This is a genomic window from Streptomyces sp. NBC_01474 (assembly GCF_035918215.1).
GTDB lineage: Bacteria > Actinomycetota > Actinomycetes > Streptomycetales > Streptomycetaceae > Streptomyces > Streptomyces aureus.
The window spans coordinates 1,055,455-1,073,070 of record NZ_CP109449.1; the positions used below are offsets into that span (position 1 = coordinate 1,055,455).

Here is a 17,616-nt window from a genome sequence, read left to right on the forward strand (position 1 = left end):
GTGATGCCCCGCCCGCCGGCGGCCGGTCATGATCGCGCCCCTAGAGTGCGCGCATGAGCCGCATCATTTCGAACGGTGCCACGATCCACTTCGACGACCTGGGCCCGGCGGACGGCATGCCCGTCGTCCTGATCCACGGCCACCCCTTCAACCGCAGCATGTGGCGCCCCCAGACCGCCGCGCTCAGCGCCGCCGGATACCGTCTCATCGCCCCTGACCTGCGCGGTTACGGACACAGTGACACGGTCGCGGGTACCACCCCGTTCCCCGCCTTCGCGGACGACATCGCCGTCCTCCTCGACCACCTGGAGCTCGACCGCGCGGTTGTCGGCGGTGTGTCCATGGGCGGCCAGATCACCATGGAGTTCCAGCGCAGCCACCCGCGGCGCGTGCGCGCCCTGGTGCTCGCCGACACCTCACCGGTGGCCGAGACCGACGAGGGCAAGACCTTCCGCAACCGTCTCGCCGACCGGCTCCTCGCGGAGGGCATGAACGGTTACGCGGGTGAGGTCATCGACAAGATGCTGGCCGCCTACAACGTCACCGCCATGCCCCAAGTCGCCGCGCACGTCACGGAGATGATGCGGACCACCGACCCGGCGGGCGCCGCGGCGGCACTGCGCGGGCGTGCCGAACGCGCCGACTACCGCGCGACGTTGGCGGCCACGACCGCTCCCACCCTCGTCGTGGTGGGCGCGGACGACGTGTACACCCCGCCCGAGGAAGCCCAGGGCATCCAGCGGCTGGTCCCGCACGCGACCCTCACCGTCGTCGACCACGCGGGACACCTGCCGAACATGGAACAGCCCGAGGCCTTCAACACCGCACTGGTCCGCTTCCTGAACTCCCTGGCTCTTTGACCCCCTGGCGGATCAGGGGCCTTGACGGAAGAGGGCCGTCCAGAGGAAGGGTTCGCCGAAGTTCGGCGATTCCGGCGCCTCGTCGCGCATGCGGCGCTGTTCGACCTCGGTCAGTCCGGAGAAGATCCAGCGCAGGGACTCCGGCGTGTACGCGAGTCCGCCGTGCAGGCCGGACCCGCGGTAGAGGTCGGCGTCGGCCACCTCCGAGCCCATCGCGCCGGACGCGAAGCAGGTGAGGGCGAGTTGGCCACCGGGAGCGAGGGTGCGGTCGAGGAGGTCGAGATAGCTGATCCGGCGGTGCGGCGGCAGATGATGGAAGCAGCCGGAGTCGTAGATCAGGTCGTACGGGCCGCGCAGTTCGGCGTCGGCCAGGGCGAAGGCGTCGCCGCAGTGGAAGGTGACGGCGGCGCCCGCTTCCGCCGCCCGTTCCCCGGCCCAGGCGATGGCCTCCGGTGACAGGTCGACCGCGTCCACCTCGAAACCCTGCGACGCGAGGTGGATCGCGTTGCGCCCGGGGCCGCAGCCGAGGTCGAGTGCGCGGCCCGGGGTGACGAGCCCGCGCCGGAGGTAGGACACGAGGTTCTCGTCGGGCTTGTCCGCGAAGAACGGCACGGGCCTGGTGCGATCCGCGTAGAAGCCGTCCCACCAAGTGGCCGCGCCGCCGGTCCAGCGGTCGGCCTCCGGTGCGAACAGCCCGTCCAGGAGCGCGAGTACGTCGTCGACACTGCGTATGTTCCGGTCCATCCGGCTCCCCTTCCCTGTCCGGCGATCCTAGTTACGCAAGGCCCATGGGGAGGGTTCGGCGCCCCCGGCTTCGGCCGCCGCGCACACTTCGACACGCGCCGAACTGTCCGCGGCCTAGCGTGTGCGGCATGCGAGACGAATCGGTGAGGGGCGAGGCGCGGTGACGGTGAGGGGCGAGGCGCGGTGACGGTGTGGGAGATGGTCGCCGTCTGTGCCGCCGGGGTGGGCGCCGGGGCCATCAACACCGCCGTGGGCTCAGGGACGCTGATCACGTTCCCCGTTCTGCTCGCCACCGGCCTGCCGCCCGTCACGGCCACGGTGTCGAACGCGCTCGGTCTGATCCCGGGATCCATCAGCGGCGCCGTCGGCTACCGCGCCGAACTCGGGGGGGCAGCGGCGGCGCATCCTGAAGCTGGGGACCGGTGCCGTACTCGGCGGGTTCGCGGGCGCCACCCTTCTGCTCACCCTTCCGGCGGCGGCGTTCGAGACGATCGTGCCGGTCCTCGTCGGCCTCGCCGTCGTCCTGGTCGCGTTCCGGCCGCTGATCAGCGGCCGAGTACGGCGACGGCGCGAGCGGTCCGGCGCCCGCCCGCGCGGCGACGTGGGACCGCTCCTGTTCACCTCTCTCACGCTCGCCAGCGTCTACGGCGGCTACTTCTCCGCCGCGCAGGGAATCCTCTACGTGGCGCTGATGGGCATGCTTCTGGACGAGCCGCTACAACGCCTGAACGCTGTCAAGAACGTCCTGGTCGCCCTCGTCAACGCCGTCGCCGCCCTCTTCTTCCTCTTCGTCGCCGACTTCGACTGGACGGCCGTACTGCTCATCGCGGCCGGTTCCGCAGTCGGAGGTCAGCTCGGCGCGAAGGCAGGCCGGCGCCTCAGCCCTGGCGTCCTGCGCGCCCTCGTCGTGACGGTGGGGACATTCGCCGTCGCCCAGCTGCTGCTCCGGTGACCGGGTCGCTCACCCCGCCAAGGCGCCCCCACCGGGTTCGAACACCGTGAACTGCGAGCCCTGGGCGTCCCGCACGGTGGCCCAGCGTCCGGCCTCGTCCTCCCACTCGCCCGTCACGGTGCCGTCGCGCTTGAGCGCCGCGCGGGTGCACTCGGCGACGTCGTCCACGGTGAACTGGACCTGCCAGTGCGGCCGGACGTCGGGATCGGGGGCCGCCTCTACGGCGCCGGAGGTGATCCGGGCCATGGCCAGGCCGCCGCAGACCAGGATGACCTCCTCGTTCTCGTAGCGGACGTCACAGCCACCGGGCCGGGTCCAGCCCAGGACCTCGCCGTAGAAGATGGCGGCGTCGAAGGCGTTCCTGGTCACGAGCCGGAGCCCGACCTTCGCCTCCGGGTGCCATCCGCTCCAGTCCCGTACGAGGTCACCGGACCAGATGCCGAAGGCGGCGCCACTGCTGTCGGCGAGCAGTGCGGCGCGGCCCAGGGGGAAGGGGATCGGGCCCACGCCGACGGTGCCGCCGCGTTCGCGCACCCGGCTCGCGGTGTCGTCCGGGTCGGCGACGCCGAAGTACGGCAGCCAGGCCGTGGCCACTCCGAGGGTGGGCGCCATGGCGCCGATGCCCGCCACCGGTCTGCCGTCCGACATCGCGACGGCGAACCCGTCGCCGAGGCCGCCCGGGCGGAATTCCCAGCCGAGTACCGCCTCGTAGAACGCTCTGGTGGCGGCCAGGTCGTGCGCCGCGAGGCTCACCCAGCAAGGGGCCCCGAGCACGGCGCCGCTCGGCGGGCCGTCCTCGTCACCGGCCTCGGTGGCCAGTCTGTCGGTCATCGTGCACCATCCCTGAATCACGGCCTGCGCCCATTGCAGCGCGAACGGCCTCGTGCGGCCATCACCCAGTGGGGCGACACACACCTGGCCGGAAGCCGCTGGGCGAGAGGCCGTGAAGCCGGGGGCGCCTCGGAACGCCCAGCGTAGAATCAGGATAAAAGGTGCCGAACGGGCACGCTGTGGGTGGTGCCGCGTCGGCGTGGTGGTCTCGGGGAGGGTGGTGCCCGCGGTACCGCCGGAAGGAGTCCACGATGACGACCGGGCAGGCAGTCGATTCCGAGCGGAAAGAAGAGTTCGCCGGGCGCATGGTCCGGGTGGTCAATGACGCGTGTCTGGGCTATCTGTGCAGCCTCGGCCATCGGACGGGGCTCTTCGACGCGATGGCACCTCTTCCGCCGTCGACCAGCGTCCAGATCGCCAAGGCCGCGGATCTCGACGAGCGGTACGTACGGGAGTGGCTCGGCGGCCTGACCGTCGCCGGTGTCGTCGAATACCGGCCGGCCGACGGCACGTACTGGCTGCCGCCCGAGCACGCCGCCTCTCTCACCCGGGCAGCGGGGCCGGAGAACATGGCCTCGCTGCTTCAGGACCTCGCGCTCCTCGGCATTGTCGAGGACGAGGTCCTCGAAGCGTTCCGCAACGGCGGCGGCGTCCCCTACTCCTCGTATCCGCGGTTCCAGGAGCTCCAGGCCGAGGAGACGGGGCGCGTCTACGACGTGGCCCTGGTCGACGCGATCGTTCCGCTGGCGCCGGGCCTGCCGGAGCGGCTGCGCGCCGGGATCGACGCGCTGGACATCGGGACCGGGCAGGGCCATGCGGTGAATCTGCTGGCCCAGGCGTTCCCCGGCAGCCGGTTCCACGGCATCGACATCTCCCCGACAGGCATCGCGGCCGCACGCGCCGAGGCGGAGCGGCTCGGCCTCGACAACGTGCGGTTCGACGTGGTCGACACCGCCGATCTGAGCGGTACGTACGACCTCATCACGGCGTTCGACGTGATCCACGACCTGGCCCGCCCGGCGCGCACCCTGGACGCGGTGGCCGCCGCGCTGCGCGACGACGGCGTGTTCCTCATGGGCGACATCTCCGCCTCCAGCAATCTGGAGGAGAACATCGACCATCCCCTCGGCCCCACCCTGTACACCTTCTCGGTCTTCTACTGCATGACCGTGTCGCTGGGCGAGGGCGGCGCGGGGCTCGGCACGGTGTGGGGGCGGCAGCGGGCGCTGCAGATGCTCGCCGACGCCGGGTTCGGTGACATCGACGTGGAGCAGGTCGAGGGCGACATCCTCAACGTGTACTACGTGGCCCGTAAGTGACCGCCACCGGTTGCCGGGTCATTCGCCGGCCGGGGAGCGACGGACGAGACGTGCGTGCGTGACCGCCGGGGAGCTGACGAGTTCCACGACCTCGTAGCCGTCGACGCCTGCTCCGAGGTTGTCGAGCAGGCGCTCGCCCTTGCCGACGAGGAGCGGCACGATGGCCAGATGCAGTTCGTCGACGAGGCCGGCGCGCAGGTACTGCTGGATCGTGGCCGGGCCCCCGCCGATGCGCACGTCCTTGCCGTCCGCCGCCTCGTAGGCCCTGGCGAGGACCGTCTCGACGGGCTCGTCGGTGAAGTGGAAGTCCGTTCCGCCCTTCAGCGACACCGAGGGACGCGTGTGGTGCGTGTGCACGAACACGGGGTGGTGGAACGGCGGGTTGTCGCCCCACCAGCCGGTCCACGCCTCGTTCTCCCACGGTCCGCGACAGGGGCCGAACATGTTGCGGCCCATGATCGTGGCGCCGATGTTGTCCTCGCTGCGCGCGACGAAGTCGACGTCGGTGCCCTGCTTGCCGTCGGCGTGGTCCTTCATCGCGGCGAACATCCAGTCGTGCAGGCTGTCGTCGATCCCGTCACCGAAGGGCGCGTCCATGCGCTGGTCGGTACCGGCGGCGAACCCGTCGAGCGAGACAGTGACGTTGTGTACGCGGAGCTTCGGCATGACGTCTCCTTCGTGGTGACGGTAGCGGGGCCGTTCCCGCTCTCACCCTTGCGTCGAACGGAGCGGGGGCGGATCGACAGCCCCTCCCGATCTTCTTGCAGGAATCCCGTCACCGCAGCGCGCACCTGGCACGGGCCCCCTCAGGCGTCGGGGAGCCCGGCCAGCCACTCGATGAGGATGCGGTTGACGTCTTCGCCGCGCTCCTGCTGGATCCAGTGGCCGCAGCCGTCGAGGAGGTGCGACGAGCGCAGGCCCGGCAGAGTGGTCGGGTAGGCGGCAATGGCGTCGGACAACCAAGTGGTGGAAGCGTCCAGGGCGCCGCCGATGAACAGGGACGGCTGGGTGACGGGGGCGCCTCCATGGGCCGCGAGGTCCTGCCAGTCCCGGTCCATGTTCCGGTAGCGGTTGAGTGCTCCGGTCAGCCCCGTACGTTCGAACTCCCCGGCGTACACGTCGAGTTCGGCCTCGTCGAGCCAGGCGGGGAGCCGGCCGGTGGGGAAGCGGTCGCGCATCCTTCCGCCCCGGGGGACGAAGTGCGGGTCCGGTGCGCCGGGCGCGGGCATCGTGTCGGCCGACAGCGCGGCGAAGATGCCCGCGAGCCAGCCGCGCACGTCCGGCTCGATCTCCGCCTCCGCCCTGCCGGGCTCCTGGAAGTACGAGACGTAGAGCTCCTCGTCCCCTCCCATGCCCGCGAGGACGTCGCTGGGCCGCGGTCCGCCGGGCGGGGTGTAGGGGACGCTCAGCAGCGCGACCGCGCGGAAGACATCCGGCCTGAGCAGCGCCGAGTCGGCGGCGATGGTCGCGCCCCAGTCGTGCCCGACGAGCACCGCGGACCGCTCGCCCAGGGCGTGCACGAGGGCGACGTTGTCGTCGACCAGGTCGAGCATTCCGTACGCGGCCGGGTCCGCGGGCTTCGAGGAGCGGCCGTAGCCGCGGACGTCCAGGGCGACGGCCCTGTATCCGGCCGCCGCGAGCGCCGGCAGCTGGCGGCGCCACGAGTACGAGGTCTCGGGGAACCCGTGCACGAGCAGGACCAGCGGCCCGGTGCCCTGCTCCACGAGGTGGATCCGCCCCGCGGGCCCGTCGACGAGTCGGTGTGCGGGTTCCGCGGCGTGCTGCGACATGCGACCTCCTGTGGACACCGTGCGGCCCCACCGGGTGCAACGGCGGTGGCGGCCCTGACGCCGATCATGCAACGGGCCGCCGCGCGGCACCGAGCCTTCTTGCCGCTTCGGCAAAGAATCCGCTCTGCCGGGGCGGTCCGTCCGGGCGCGTTCGGCTCAGTCACCCGCGCCGCCGATCATGTCCACCAGTTCCGCCAGCGCGGCGGCCGCCTTCGACAGGCCCGGCGCGGGCGTCACCGGTTCGTCCAGGTAGACGTCCCGCCGGAGTTCGATCATGAGTGCGCTGACCCGCGGGTCCTTGCCGTAGTGCCGCAACGGCACGTACGTCCCGGCGAACGGTGTGTCGAGTTCGATGTCCCCGAGCCCCTCGAAGGCCGCGCGCGCCTGCGCCAGCAACGCGTCGGGCGTGTGGAAAGGGTCGGTGCCCAGGCACACGGGCGGGCGCGGACCCGCGCCGTGGAGCTCGTAGGGCAGGGCCCGGCTGGGGTACGAGTGCACATCGACGATCACCGCGCGCCCGGCGGCGGCGAGCCGGTCGTCGACGGCGTCCGTCATCGCCGCGGCGTAGGGGTGGAAGTAGGTGTCGAGGAGTTCGGTCCCGTCGGTGGGAGGTTCGGGCCTGAGGAGTCGGCGGTGTGTGGTGCGGGTGTACACCGCGCCCATGCCGACTGCGCTCATTTCCTCTCGTTCGTCGGGAAAGCGTTCGGGGTCCACGACGAGGCGGGACAGGTCGTTGACGAATCGCCAGGGCGTCACCGCCGCTTCGTGTGCGGCGAGTTCGGCGATGTCCTGTGTGCGAGCGTCCGTGATCAGGTCCAACTCCCGCTCCAGGGAGGCGTCGTCGAGAACGATGCCCTTCCGCACGTGCGGCGGCACGGCACGCGAACCGTGCGGCACATGGAGGAGGACGGGCGATGCCGCGCTCCCCGGAATCAGCCTGTACGACGGCCGGGTGTCCTGTACGGAACTGTCCGTGGTGTCCATGCCCCCACTCTCCCCCGCCCGATCCCAACTGGTGAAACACGGGGTTACGGCGCCCGGGCGCCACGGGTAGGGTGCCCAGTCATCCACTACTGAACGGCCGTTGAGTAGTGGTGGGCGGTGCCCTGCCGTCCCGCCCGGACCTACGCATGTGACCTTCGTTCGCGAGGAGTTCTTCACCTTGCCCGACGCACCGTCGAATCTGCTGCGCCACCTCTGGATCCCCCTGGCGGACGGCACACGGCTCGCCGCCCGCGTGTGGCTGCCCGCCGCCGGGAGCCGCCCCGCCCCCGCGGTCCTCGAGTACATCCCGTACCGCAAGAACGACGCGACCGCGGCGCGCGACAACAGCCTCCACGCCCGATTCGCCGAGGCCGGCTACGCCGCCGTCCGCGTCGACCTGCGCGGCAGCGGCGATTCGGACGGGCTGATGCTCGACGAGTACGCGCAGCAGGAACTGGCCGACGGCGTCGAGGTGATCGGCTGGCTGGCGCGGCAGCCGTGGTGCGACGGGAACGTCGGCATGATCGGCAAATCCTGGGGCGGATTCAACGGCCTCCAGATCGCCGCGCTGCGCCCGGCCGCGCTCAAGGCGGTCGTCACGGTCTGCTCGACGGACGACCGGTATGCGGACGACGTCCACTACACCGGCGGCTCGCTGATCGCCTCCGAGATGCTGCCGTGGGCGTCGACCATGCTGGCCTACAACGCCCGCCCCGCCGATCCGGCCGTCGTCGGCGACGGCTGGCGCGAGCAGTGGCTGCGGCGGATGGCGGACACCCCGGTGTACGTGGAGGAGTGGCTGCGGCACCAGGCGCGCGACGCGTACTGGAAGCACGGGTCCGTGTGCGAGGACTTCGGCGCGATCCAGGCTCCGGTGCTTGCCGTCGGCGGCTGGTACGACCCGTACTGCGGGGCCGTACTGCGTCTGCTCGAAGGGCTCGACGTGCCGGTGCGGGGGCTGGTGGGGCCATGGGCCCACACCTATCCGCACCAGGCCGAGCCCGGTCCCGCCATCGACTTCCACGCCGAGGTCGTGCGCTGGTTCGACCAGTTCTTGCGCGGGCGGGACAGCGGCGCCCTGGACGATCCGGCGCTGCGGGTGTGGATGCCGGAGTGGGCGGTGCCCGGCAGCGACCGCGATGTGCGGCCGGGGCGCTGGGTCGCCGAGGAGAGCTGGCCGTCGCCCCGGATCGAGCGGCGCGCGTACGCCCTGGGCGGCGAGTCGGCGGGGACGGCCGCCGGGAGCGATCCGCTGCGCGAGCGTGCCGCGCACCTCGACAGCACTCGGATGATCGGCACCGCGGGTGGCAGCTGGCTCCAATTCGGTGACGCAGCAGGCCAGTTCGGGCCACAGGGCGGTGACGACGGTCTCTCGCACACCTTCACGACCGTGCCCCTCGACGAGAGCGCCGAGATCCTCGGCGTGCCGACCGTGACCCTTCGGGTCAGCGCCGACGGCCCGGACGCGCAGCTCGCCGTACGCCTCAACGACGTCGCGCCCGACGGCAGTTCGCGTCTCGTCACGCGCGGCCTGCTCAACCTCACCCATCGCGACGGCCACGAGGAGCCGCAGGCTCTTGAGCCGGGGCGCGCCTACGACGTGACCGTGCCACTGGTGGCGACCGCGCACTCCTTCGCGCCCGGTCACCGCATCCGCGTCGCGGTCTCGGCCTCGTACTGGCCCCTGGCCTGGCCCTCGCCGCGGCCCGTCACGGTCACCCTCCACCCGGCGCCGTACGCCGCGCTGCACCTGCCCGTACGCCCGGCGAGCGCCGACGACGCGAAGCTGCGCCCGTACGGCGCGCCCCTGCCGGATCTGCCCGCGCCGCTGCGCCAGTCCCCCGGGGGCACCGGGCGCCGCGTCGAGCACGATCCGGTGAGCGGCACGACCGCCGTCACCCTCCGCGTCGACGACGGCGAGTTCACCGACCTCGCGGACGGGGCCTGGCGGCGCACCGACAGCGTCGACCGCTTCACGCTCACCGAAGGCGATCCGCACTCCGCGCTCGTCCAGTGCGAACGCACCGAGGAGGGCGGGCGCGGCGACTGGCGCTGGAAGGTCGTGACGGTCAGTCACATGAGTGCCGACGCCGAGGCGTTCACTGTCACCAACACCATCACCGCCCACGAGGGGGACGACCGCGTGTACCACCGCACCACCGATGCCGTGATACCTCGCCGGGGAGTGTGAGCATGCGCCGCCGCACCCTGCTCACCGGCTCCCTCGCCGTCGCGGCCGCCGCCGGGGTGAGCACGGCGGCCGGCTCCGTCGCGGGCACCGGCCCCGTGATCACCGTCGGCTCGAAGCAGTTCACCGAGTCGTGGGTGATGGGCGAGCTGTACGCGCAGGTCCTCACGGCCCGTGGCTTCCAGGTCGTCCTCAAGTCGAACATCGGCAGCGCCGACATCATCGACCGAGCGCTGCGCAGCCACCAGATCGACCTCTATCCCGAGTACACGGGCGTCATCCTCCAGACGTTCGCGATGCCGAAGAGGATGCCGGTAACGGCGCACGGAACGTATGTGGCGGCGAAGAGGTTCGAGGAGGGGCGCGGTCTCACCCTGCTGAGACCCACCCCGTTCCAGAACCGCAACGCCGTCGCCGTGCGCACCTCCGACGCCCGCAATTACGGGCTGCGCACCGTCGGCGATCTGCGCCGGATGGGGCGGATCTCGTATGCCGAGTACCCCGACAACATCACGGGACCGCTCGGCTACGACGCCATCGTCAAGGCCTACCGGCTCTCCGCCATGAAGGTCAGGCCGCTCAACATCGGCCTGCAGTACCCGGCGCTCAAGAACGGTGACGTGGACGCCGCCGACGTCTTCACCACCGACCCCCAGCTGCGGCGCTACGACTTCACCGTCCTGGAGGACGACCAGGCGATCTTCGGCTTCCAGAACGTGTCACCGGTGGTGCGGCGCTCGCTCGTCGAGCGGTACGGCAGCCGGCTCACCGAGCCGCTCGACGCGGTGAACGCGCTGCTCACCGAGAAGGCCATGCAGGCGCTGAACGAGGCCGCCGCCATGATGCGGCTGAGCCCGGCGAAGGTCGCCGACCGATTCCTGCGCGCGAACGACCTGAAATGACCGAGGAGCCCACGATCATGCAGAGCGCTGCCGACATCGTCTTCGACGCGGCCACCAAGACCTACGCGGGCTCCGCCGAACCCGCCGTGGACGCACTGTCCCTGACCGTCCCGGCCGGGGAGATCTGCGTCCTGCTCGGGGCGTCCGGCTGCGGCAAGACGACCGCGCTCACCCTCGTCAACCGGCTCACCGAGCTGACGTCCGGCGACATCCGCATCGACGGGCGCAGCATCCGCGAGCAGGACGTCATCGAACTGCGCCGCTCCATCGGCTACGTCATCCAGCAGGCGGGGCTCTTCCCGCACATGACGATCGAGGAGAACATCGCGACGGTCCCGCAGGTCCTCGGCTGGAAGCGGTCACGGACAGCCGACCGCGTCCGCGAACTGCTCGAACTGGTCGGCCTTCCCCACAAGGAGTACGCGGACCGCTATCCCGCCCAGCTGTCCGGCGGGCAGCGCCAGCGCGTCGGCATCGCACGGGCGTTGGCCGCAGACCCGCCGATCATGCTGATGGACGAGCCGTTCGGCGCGCTGGACCCGGTGACGCGTGAGCACATGCAGGACGAGTTCCTGCGGCTGCACGAACAGGTCCGCAAGACCACCCTGTTCGTGAGTCACGACATCGACGAGGCCGTCCGCATGGGGGACCGCGTCGCGATCCTCGCCAAGGGCGGAAGGCTCCTCCAGTACGACTCCCCCGAACGCATCCTGCGTGAGCCCGCCGACGACTACGTGGCGCGTTTCGTCGGCACGGACCGCGGTCTCAAGGCGCTGACGTTGCGCAGCCTCGGCGAGCTGAGGCTCGACCCGGCGACCGGCGACGACGAGGCGTCGCTCCGCACCGGCGACACCCTGCGGACCGCGCTGTCGGCGCTGCTCGCGGGAGGCGCCGAGCGGCTGCCGGTCGCGGACGAGTCGGGGAGGACCGTCGGCAGCGTGACCGTGGACCTCATCAGGGAGGCGGCGTGAGTTCCGTCCTGCTCGCGGCGACCGGCCCGCAGCCGGTGATCCCCGACTTCGGAACGGTCAGTTCCTGCGTGCGCGACAACGGCCTGTTCTGCGTCGACTGGTTCACCGCCAACTTCTCCAGCATGTTCGGGCCCGCGCTCGTCCAGCACGTGCGGCTCACGGTGATCGCTGTCGGTGTCGGCTTCCTCATCGCGTTTCCGCTGGCGCTGCTCGCGCACTTCCGGCGCCGTCTGGTGAAGCCGCTCGGCGGTCTGACCTCGTTCCTCTACACGATCCCGCCGATGGCCCTGTTCACGCTGCTCGTCCCGGTGTTCGGCCTCTCCGTGCTCACCGCGGAGATCGCGCTGGTGTCGTACACGCTGATGGTGCTGTTCAAGTCGTCGCTGACGGGCCTGGGTGAGGTGCCGGAGGAGGTGCGCCGGGCGGGCGAGGGCATGGGGCTCACGCGGCGCGAGATCCTCTGGCGCATCGAACTCCCGCTGGCTCTGCCCGCGGTGATCAGCGGGCTGCGCGTGGCGACGGTGACCACCATCAGCGTGGTGGAGGTCGCCGCGTTCATCATCGACCAAGGGCTCGGCTCGCCGATCATCCAGGGCCTTCAGTCGCCGTTCAACACCCAGTTCATCGGGGCCGGGCTGCTGGCCGTCGCGCTCGCGCTGGCGGCGGACGGACTGATCGTGCTGGTGGGACGGCTGCTCACGCCGTGGGCCCGGACGCGGAGGACCGTCTGATGCACACCTTCTTCGCCAGTTTCTCGTTCATGACCGACCATTTCGGGCTCCTGGCCGACCGCACGGTGGACCATCTGAAGCTGTCGGCCGCCGCCGTCGCGGTGTCCCTCGTCCTCGCCCTCCCGCTCGGCGTGTGGCTCGGCCACCGCGGCAAGGGTTCCTTCCTCACCGTCAGCATCTCCAACATCGGTCGTGCGCTGCCGTCGCTGGCGCTCATCGCGATCTTCCTCGGGCTGCTCGGCATCGGATTCGTCAATGTACTGACGGCACTGGTGGTGATGGCGGTCCCACCGGTGCTCACCCACGCGTACCTCTCGGTGGAGCAGGTGGACCCGGATCTGGTGCGCGCCGGACGCGGCATGGGCCTGACGGAGTGGCAGATCCTCACCCGCATCGAACTGCCCCTGGCCCTGCCGGTGCTCTTCACGGGCATCAGGATCGCGGCGGTGTACGTCATCTCCAGCGCGACCCTGGCCGCGGTCGCCGGCGGCGGCGGACTCGGCGACATCATCCTGAACCAGGTGTCGTACGGCCTGTCGGGAGTGATCGCCGCCGCTCTGTGGGTGGCGGCCCTGGCGCTGGCCGCGGACGCCCTGTTCGGAGCGCTCCGCAAGCGGCTCACCCCGCGCGGGGTCCTCGCGGGACGGAGTGGGTGACCGGCCCACCTCTGTCGGGCCGAGTACTCCGCACGAAAGACCCTAGACAGGGGCCGGCCGCCATGCCGGTGAGCGGCCCAGGATCGCGACGATCTCGTCCAGCCGGGACCCGCCGTCGGCCGTGACCGCCGGCGCGAAGGCCGCACGGGGGCCGCGGCGCGCCTCCCCTCCGGGCACCGCCCGCGCCACGGCGAGTGCCACATCGAGGAGTTCGGGGTCGAACGTCACTGTGTGCCCCAGCGTCCGCGCCACGTCCCAGGAGTGCACGACGTAGTCGATGAAGTGGAAGCTGACGGCCTGTGCTCCCGGGAAGGGGCCGCCGTCGCGGATCTCCGGGAGGGGGAACGCCCGCTCCGTCACCCCGTCCACGGCGAAGGCCTCCAGGACGTGCTGGGCGGCCTCGCCGTACGTCCTGACGGGATCGTCGCCGAGGGGACGCGGCCGCCACAGGGCGATGTCCTTCTCTCCGCGCGAGGCCGCGGCGAATCCATGGTGCTGCGCGGTCATGTGTCCGAGCAGCTCACGCAGCGTCCACCCGGCGCACGGTGTCGGCCTGGCCAGGTCCCCGGCGGTCGCCCGCGCCACCACGTCGACGCTCGCACGCACCGCCTCCGCGTCGAGCGCGACCAGATCCTTATTCGTAGGCATGCGCTTATAATCTGCCCACGCCTATCACATGTCAACGTCTATCATCGGCGCGTGATGGCCAAGAACGGCGGACGCCGCGACCTCGCCGCGATGCTGCAACCCCTGGTGCGCTCCCTCATCGCCGCCGAGCTGCCGGTGCTCGCGTCGCACGGGATCTCGATGTGGGAATACGTCGTCCTCAGCGCCTTGGACGACGGCCCCGTCCGCACCCAGGCCGCGCTCGCGACGGCGATCGGCGCCGACAAGACCCGGATCATCTCCACGCTGGACACGCTGCAGGAGTCCGGTCTGATCTCCCGCGCACCGGACCCGCACGACCGCCGGGTCCGGCTCCTCTCCATCACCGACGACGGGCGACGCGTGCGCAGGTCCGCACAGGCCGACATCCACGCGCATGAGGACCGCGTCCTGGCCCGGCTCCCCGCGGCCGACCGCCGGGTCTTCCTCGACGCGGTGCACACCCTCACCCCGGATGCGGACACGCCCTAGTCGGTCCCTGCTCCCAGGTGTCCGAGCACCGAGCGCACCGCCCGTCGCACCGCGTCGCGTGACGCGTCGGTGGGGTCGGTCGTCTCGAAGCCGTGGTGGCCGAGCGGCAGGTCGATCACCTCCAGGGCGGCGCCGCAGTCCGCGGCCGCGGACACGAACTCCTCCACCGTCACCGCGATTTCAGGCCGTTCGAGACCCACCCGCGTCAGCACGATCGGCAGCCGCCCCGCACCTCGAACGGCCGCCGTCGGACGGAACCGGCTGTCGGCGAGCCCCCAGCCCGGCAGCGGCGCGAGAATCGGGTACGAGGCCGCCACGCACCGCAGCCAGGACGGCGGCGCCGCGAGCCAGTCGGCCGCAAGGAGCCCGCCTGCGGAGAGGAACCACAGCGCGACGCGGTCGCCGTCCACGCGTGGATCGGCCCGTACGACCCCGATCGCCTCGGCGATGTCGTCGGCGGCCCGCCCGTACGCGGTCAGCTCGTGGAGCCGGTGGTCCACGGTCACGCCGACGGCTCCCAGGTTCGCCACGTACTGCGCATAGCCCGCGAAGGCGGGCCAGTCGCGCGGTGTCGGACAGGCACCGGCCGGCACCGGTCCGCCGTGGACGAACACCACTGCCGGCCGGGGACCGTCGGCGTCGGGCAGATGCAGGTCGACGCGACCGGTCCGCTCCCGGGGCCGCTCCTTGACGTCCATGAGGAACGGGCGGAGATGCGTGGGCTGCTCACGCACGGCGGCCACCCGGTGCCCCTTCCCCGCCGCGGCCCGGAGCAGGACGTCCACGAGCTCACGCGGAGCGGAGAGCATCGGCCAGTGCCCGGTGTCGAGTTCGAGGAAGGTGACACCCGGGTCGGCGAGCGCCTGGAACGCGGGATCACCCAAGCCCACCATGGTCTCGATCACGGCGATGCTCGACCCGTTGGCCGTGCACAGGATGCCGGTCGTCGGCAGTTCGGCGACCGCGCCTGACAGCCGCAGCGGCTGGGTGAGCGTGGGCAGGGGCTGAGGAACGGCCTGTTCGGTCAGCCGTGCCAGCGCCTCGCCCGGGAGGCCGGCGACGCTGCCCCAGCGCTGCCACTCCTCCACCGCCGGCGCGGGCAGCATGCCGGCGCTGTGCTCCTGGGCCAGGCTCAGCACGCGCTCGCGGTCCGTCTGGGCGGGCAGCAGCTCGAGGGCCGGATCGCCGTCCTCCGGGATGCCGACATCTACGTTGACGATCCTGGAGATCCGCTCGGGGCGCCGGTCCGCGGCACCGCGCACAGGGTGGATGCCGTAGCAGTGACCGACGAGCACCACCTGCCCCTCGACCCGGTCGATCAGCCGGACCAGCTCCTCGATGTGCGTCTCCAGGTCCACGCCCGGCCCCGCCGCACCGCCGCCGTCCATGCCGGTGAGCGTCACTTCGTACGCCCGCGCCCCCGAGTCCCGCAGCCCGGCGGCCACTTGCCGCCATACCCAGCCGCCGGTGTGGGCCCCCGCCACCAGAATGAATGCCGTCATGTCCGTCTCCTCCCACGCCGTGGTCCGCGGACCGGCCGCACCGGCCGTCCGCGCTCGCCGGTACCGTAGGAACTCCCCCTGAGGGAGGTTCAAGCCGTGCCCGCCGACAGCATGTGGTCCATCGGGGAGCTCGCCGAGCGCGCGGGCGTCACCGTCAAGACGGTCCGCTTCTACTCGGACCGCGGTCTGCTGCCCGAAGGCCCCCGCAGTACGGGCGGCCATCGCCGGTACGGGCCCGAGGCGCTCGACCGGCTCCATGTCATCCGCTCCCTGCGCGCCCTCGGCCTGCCGGTGCCGGACGTGCGTCGGGTCCTGGGCGGGGAGGACGGGCCGGACGGTGCTCTTGAGGACGTCGTCGCGGGGCAGTTGCGGGACATCGGCTCTCAACTGGCGGCGCTGCGCTGGCGGGAGGCCGCGCTTCAGCTGCTCCAGGACTGCGCGCCTGCCGAGCGCGCCGAGCGGCTGCTGCTCGTCGGCGCGATGTCCGCCCCGCCCAGCACGGCCGCACCGGCCCGCTTCTGGCGCCGGTGGCTGCCGCCCCGCATGCCCGCGCGGGTCGTCTCCGCCGTCCTCGACCAGGCCGTCCCGCAGCCTCCGGCGGACCCGACTCCGGCCCACGTCCTGACCTTCGCCCGGCTGCACGCCTTCACCTCGCGCTCCTGCGAGGGCGGCGACCGCGGCCAGCCGGCGGCACATCGTACGGAAGACGGCTTCCGCCCCGGGATGCTCTACGAGGGTCTCAGCGAGGCCTACGCACTGGCGTCGCCGCACCTGTGCGCCCAGCGGTCACCCCGGGAGGGAGAGGCGCTGGACTGCTTCGTCTCCGCCTACGCCGCCTCACGGGGCGTACGGGACACCCCCGCGTTCCGCCGTGCGCTCAGCGGGGTGCTGGCCGCGGATCCGCGGATCGACCACTACTGGCAGCTCGTCGCCGAGCTGACCGGTCCTTCGCGGCCGACGCCGGGGGCCGCCCACGACTGGCTCTGCGCCGCGCTCGACGCCCAGGTCGGGCGTCGGGCCGCGTGAGGCCGACGGGCGGCCACCGCCGGTTAATCGCTGGGCCGGCGGCCTCGGTGTCCGTATCTTGGCGCAACGGCAGACGCGCTGTGCGGCTCTAAGCGAAAGGCTTCCATGTGTGCTCGTAAGTTGCGGCCCGAAGAGGCGGACATCGACGCCTCGTTGGTGCGTCGGCTCGTCGACGCGCAGTTCCCTGAGTGGGCCGGGCTGCCGCTCACCGAGGTCGTCTCGGCGGGTACGTCCAACGCCATGTACCGCCTCGGCGAGGACATGGCGGTACGGCTCCCCCGGCTTGCCGGTTCCGCGCAGGACGTGGAGAAGGAGCACCGCTGGCTGCCCCTGCTCGCCGGTGCGCTCCCCGTGGCCATCCCCACGCCGCTGGGCAAGGGCACTCCCGGCGAGGGCTACCCATGGCCGTGGTCCGTCTACCGCTGGCTCGACGGCGCCAACCCCGCCCCGGGCCCCATCTCCGAACCGGCCCTGCTGGCAATGGACTTGGCGGAGTTCGTCACCGTACTCCGGCGGGTCGACGCCGCCGGCGGGCCCGCTTCCTACCGCAGCGAGCCGCTGGCGGAGCGGGACGAGGTGACGCGTTCGGCGATCCATGAGCTGCGGGCGGAGCTGGACGGGGACGCGGCGACCGCCGTCTGGGAGTCGGCCCTGCGGGCGCAGGGGTGGGCCGGGCCCGCCGTGTGGATCCACGCGGATCTGCAGCCCGGGAACGTGCTCGTCGCGGACGGACGGCTCAGCGCCGTCATCGACTTCGGGTGCCTCGGCCTGGGCGACCCGGCGGTCGACCTCATCGCGGCCTGGTACCTGCTGCCCGCCGGTGCGCGCGAGGTCTTCCGGACCGGCTCGGGCGCGGACGACGACGCCTGGGCGCGGGGCCGCGGCTGGGCCCTGTCGGTCGCACTCCTGGAGCTCCAGTACTACCGGGAGAGCAACCCGGTGATGGCCTCCATCGCCCGCCATGTGATCGCGGAACTCCTCACCGACGGCACGGCGTCGGCGGCGGTCTGACGATCCGTCCTG

The 17,616-nt window shown here is 71.8% G+C and carries 17 protein-coding genes and 1 pseudogene; 11 read left to right on the forward strand and 7 right to left on the reverse strand.

Going from position 1 to position 17,616, the window contains the following annotated elements; all coding sequences use genetic code 11:
* The first annotated feature begins 53 nt into the window (after positions 1 to 53).
* Positions 54 to 860, forward strand: a complete 807-nt coding sequence (locus tag OG758_RS05140; protein WP_326708830.1) for an alpha/beta fold hydrolase — start codon at positions 54 to 56, stop codon at positions 858 to 860.
* Between the two features lie 12 nt (positions 861 to 872).
* On the opposite strand, the gene OG758_RS05145 is transcribed toward OG758_RS05140, so the two are convergent.
* A complete protein-coding gene (locus OG758_RS05145; RefSeq protein WP_326708831.1) occupies positions 873 to 1,604 on the reverse strand; it encodes a class I SAM-dependent methyltransferase in 732 nt (243 codons plus the stop codon).
* Positions 1,605 to 1,787: 183 nt separating this feature from the next.
* On the opposite strand from OG758_RS05145, the pseudogene OG758_RS05150 reads away from it, so the two are divergent.
* Positions 1,788 to 2,556 (forward strand): annotated as a pseudogene (locus OG758_RS05150) (sulfite exporter TauE/SafE family protein).
* Between the two features lie 9 nt (positions 2,557 to 2,565).
* On the opposite strand, the gene OG758_RS05155 reads toward OG758_RS05150, so the two are convergent.
* A complete protein-coding gene (locus tag OG758_RS05155) occupies positions 2,566 to 3,387 on the reverse strand; it encodes a VOC family protein (RefSeq protein ID WP_326708832.1) in 822 nt (273 codons plus the stop codon).
* A gap of 251 nt (positions 3,388 to 3,638) precedes the next feature.
* On the opposite strand from OG758_RS05155, the gene OG758_RS05160 reads away from it, so the two are divergent.
* Positions 3,639 to 4,706 carry a class I SAM-dependent methyltransferase gene (locus OG758_RS05160; RefSeq protein WP_326708833.1) on the forward strand — a complete coding sequence of 356 codons (1,068 nt, stop codon included), beginning with the start codon at positions 3,639 to 3,641 and terminating at the stop codon, positions 4,704 to 4,706.
* Positions 4,707 to 4,724: 18 nt separating this feature from the next.
* Here the strand turns inward: OG758_RS05160 and OG758_RS05165 are convergent, their stop codons facing one another.
* The 3 genes from OG758_RS05165 to OG758_RS05175 all read right to left on the reverse strand — a co-directional run bounded on the left by OG758_RS05165 (position 4,725) and on the right by OG758_RS05175 (position 7,480).
* Entirely contained in the window at positions 4,725 to 5,372 is a 648-nt protein-coding gene (locus tag OG758_RS05165) for a dihydrofolate reductase family protein (protein ID WP_326708834.1), read from the reverse strand.
* 140 nt (positions 5,373 to 5,512) lie between these two features.
* The gene (locus OG758_RS05170) at positions 5,513 to 6,496 is read right to left on the reverse strand and encodes an alpha/beta fold hydrolase (protein ID WP_326708835.1); all 984 of its coding nucleotides are present in this window, start codon (positions 6,494 to 6,496) and stop codon (positions 5,513 to 5,515) included.
* A 156-nt stretch (positions 6,497 to 6,652) separates the two neighbouring features.
* The gene (locus tag OG758_RS05175; protein WP_326708836.1) at positions 6,653 to 7,480 is read right to left on the reverse strand and encodes an N-formylglutamate amidohydrolase; all 828 of its coding nucleotides are present in this window, start codon (positions 7,478 to 7,480) and stop codon (positions 6,653 to 6,655) included.
* Between the two features lie 178 nt (positions 7,481 to 7,658).
* On the opposite strand from OG758_RS05175, the gene OG758_RS05180 reads away from it, so the two are divergent.
* The 5 genes from OG758_RS05180 to OG758_RS05200 are packed head-to-tail and all read left to right on the forward strand — an operon-like array spanning position 7,659 to position 12,928.
* Positions 7,659 to 9,671, forward strand: a complete 2,013-nt coding sequence (locus OG758_RS05180) for a CocE/NonD family hydrolase (protein WP_326708837.1) — start codon at positions 7,659 to 7,661, stop codon at positions 9,669 to 9,671.
* A gap of 2 nt (positions 9,672 to 9,673) precedes the next feature.
* On the forward strand, positions 9,674 to 10,570 hold the full coding sequence (locus tag OG758_RS05185) for an ABC transporter substrate-binding protein (protein ID WP_326708838.1): 897 nt from the start codon (positions 9,674 to 9,676) through the stop codon (positions 10,568 to 10,570).
* A gap of 17 nt (positions 10,571 to 10,587) precedes the next feature.
* Positions 10,588 to 11,541, forward strand: a complete 954-nt coding sequence (locus OG758_RS05190) for an ABC transporter ATP-binding protein (protein ID WP_326708839.1) — start codon at positions 10,588 to 10,590, stop codon at positions 11,539 to 11,541.
* Complete coding sequence (locus OG758_RS05195; protein WP_326708840.1) at positions 11,538 to 12,272, forward strand: ABC transporter permease; 735 nt, start codon at positions 11,538 to 11,540, stop codon at positions 12,270 to 12,272. Before OG758_RS05190 ends, OG758_RS05195 begins: the two co-directional genes overlap by 4 nt.
* A 29-nt stretch (positions 12,273 to 12,301) precedes the next feature.
* The gene (locus OG758_RS05200; protein WP_326708841.1) at positions 12,302 to 12,928 is read left to right on the forward strand and encodes an ABC transporter permease; all 627 of its coding nucleotides are present in this window, start codon (positions 12,302 to 12,304) and stop codon (positions 12,926 to 12,928) included.
* Positions 12,929 to 12,970: 42 nt separating this feature from the next.
* Here OG758_RS05200 and OG758_RS05205 read toward each other — a convergent pair whose 3' ends face one another.
* The gene (locus OG758_RS05205; RefSeq protein WP_326708842.1) at positions 12,971 to 13,576 is read right to left on the reverse strand and encodes a TIGR03086 family metal-binding protein; all 606 of its coding nucleotides are present in this window, start codon (positions 13,574 to 13,576) and stop codon (positions 12,971 to 12,973) included.
* A gap of 54 nt (positions 13,577 to 13,630) precedes the next feature.
* On the opposite strand from OG758_RS05205, the gene OG758_RS05210 reads away from it, so the two are divergent.
* The gene (locus OG758_RS05210; RefSeq protein ID WP_326715809.1) at positions 13,631 to 14,065 is read left to right on the forward strand and encodes a MarR family winged helix-turn-helix transcriptional regulator; all 435 of its coding nucleotides are present in this window, start codon (positions 13,631 to 13,633) and stop codon (positions 14,063 to 14,065) included.
* On the opposite strand, the gene OG758_RS05215 is transcribed toward OG758_RS05210, so the two are convergent.
* Positions 14,062 to 15,567: an alpha/beta hydrolase gene (locus OG758_RS05215; protein ID WP_326708843.1), complete on the reverse strand. Its 1,506-nt coding sequence runs from the start codon at positions 15,565 to 15,567 to the stop codon at positions 14,062 to 14,064. The two genes, OG758_RS05210 and OG758_RS05215, sit on opposite strands and share 4 nt — an antisense overlap.
* 96 nt (positions 15,568 to 15,663) lie before the next feature.
* On the opposite strand from OG758_RS05215, the gene OG758_RS05220 reads away from it, so the two are divergent.
* Positions 15,664 to 16,593 (forward strand): helix-turn-helix domain-containing protein, encoded by a 930-nt coding sequence (locus OG758_RS05220; protein WP_382060049.1) that lies wholly within the window; start codon positions 15,664 to 15,666, stop codon positions 16,591 to 16,593.
* Positions 16,594 to 16,698: 105 nt separating this feature from the next.
* Positions 16,699 to 17,604, forward strand: a complete 906-nt coding sequence (locus tag OG758_RS05225; RefSeq protein ID WP_326708844.1) for an aminoglycoside phosphotransferase family protein — start codon at positions 16,699 to 16,701, stop codon at positions 17,602 to 17,604.
* Positions 17,605 to 17,616 lie beyond the last annotated feature (12 nt).

What these genes read in the sequence shown, in the direction of transcription:
- OG758_RS05140 (WP_326708830.1), top strand. Translation starts at nt 54, where the DNA reads ATGAGCCGCATCATTTCGAACGGTGCCACGATCCACTTCGACGACCTG.
- OG758_RS05145 (WP_326708831.1), bottom strand. Translation starts at nt 1,604, where the DNA reads ATGGACCGGAACATACGCAGTGTCGACGACGTACTCGCGCTCCTGGAC.
- OG758_RS05155 (WP_326708832.1), bottom strand. Translation starts at nt 3,387, where the DNA reads ATGACCGACAGACTGGCCACCGAGGCCGGTGACGAGGACGGCCCGCCG.
- OG758_RS05160 (WP_326708833.1), top strand. Translation starts at nt 3,639, where the DNA reads ATGACGACCGGGCAGGCAGTCGATTCCGAGCGGAAAGAAGAGTTCGCC.
- OG758_RS05165 (WP_326708834.1), bottom strand. Translation starts at nt 5,372, where the DNA reads ATGCCGAAGCTCCGCGTACACAACGTCACTGTCTCGCTCGACGGGTTC.
- OG758_RS05170 (WP_326708835.1), bottom strand. Translation starts at nt 6,496, where the DNA reads ATGTCGCAGCACGCCGCGGAACCCGCACACCGACTCGTCGACGGGCCC.
- OG758_RS05175 (WP_326708836.1), bottom strand. Translation starts at nt 7,480, where the DNA reads ATGGACACCACGGACAGTTCCGTACAGGACACCCGGCCGTCGTACAGG.
- OG758_RS05185 (WP_326708838.1), top strand. Translation starts at nt 9,674, where the DNA reads ATGCGCCGCCGCACCCTGCTCACCGGCTCCCTCGCCGTCGCGGCCGCC.
- OG758_RS05190 (WP_326708839.1), top strand. Translation starts at nt 10,588, where the DNA reads ATGCAGAGCGCTGCCGACATCGTCTTCGACGCGGCCACCAAGACCTAC.
- OG758_RS05200 (WP_326708841.1), top strand. Translation starts at nt 12,302, where the DNA reads ATGACCGACCATTTCGGGCTCCTGGCCGACCGCACGGTGGACCATCTG.
- OG758_RS05205 (WP_326708842.1), bottom strand. Translation starts at nt 13,576, where the DNA reads ATGCCTACGAATAAGGATCTGGTCGCGCTCGACGCGGAGGCGGTGCGT.
- OG758_RS05210 (WP_326715809.1), top strand. Translation starts at nt 13,631, where the DNA reads ATGGCCAAGAACGGCGGACGCCGCGACCTCGCCGCGATGCTGCAACCC.
- OG758_RS05215 (WP_326708843.1), bottom strand. Translation starts at nt 15,567, where the DNA reads ATGACGGCATTCATTCTGGTGGCGGGGGCCCACACCGGCGGCTGGGTA.
- OG758_RS05225 (WP_326708844.1), top strand. Translation starts at nt 16,699, where the DNA reads ATGTGTGCTCGTAAGTTGCGGCCCGAAGAGGCGGACATCGACGCCTCG.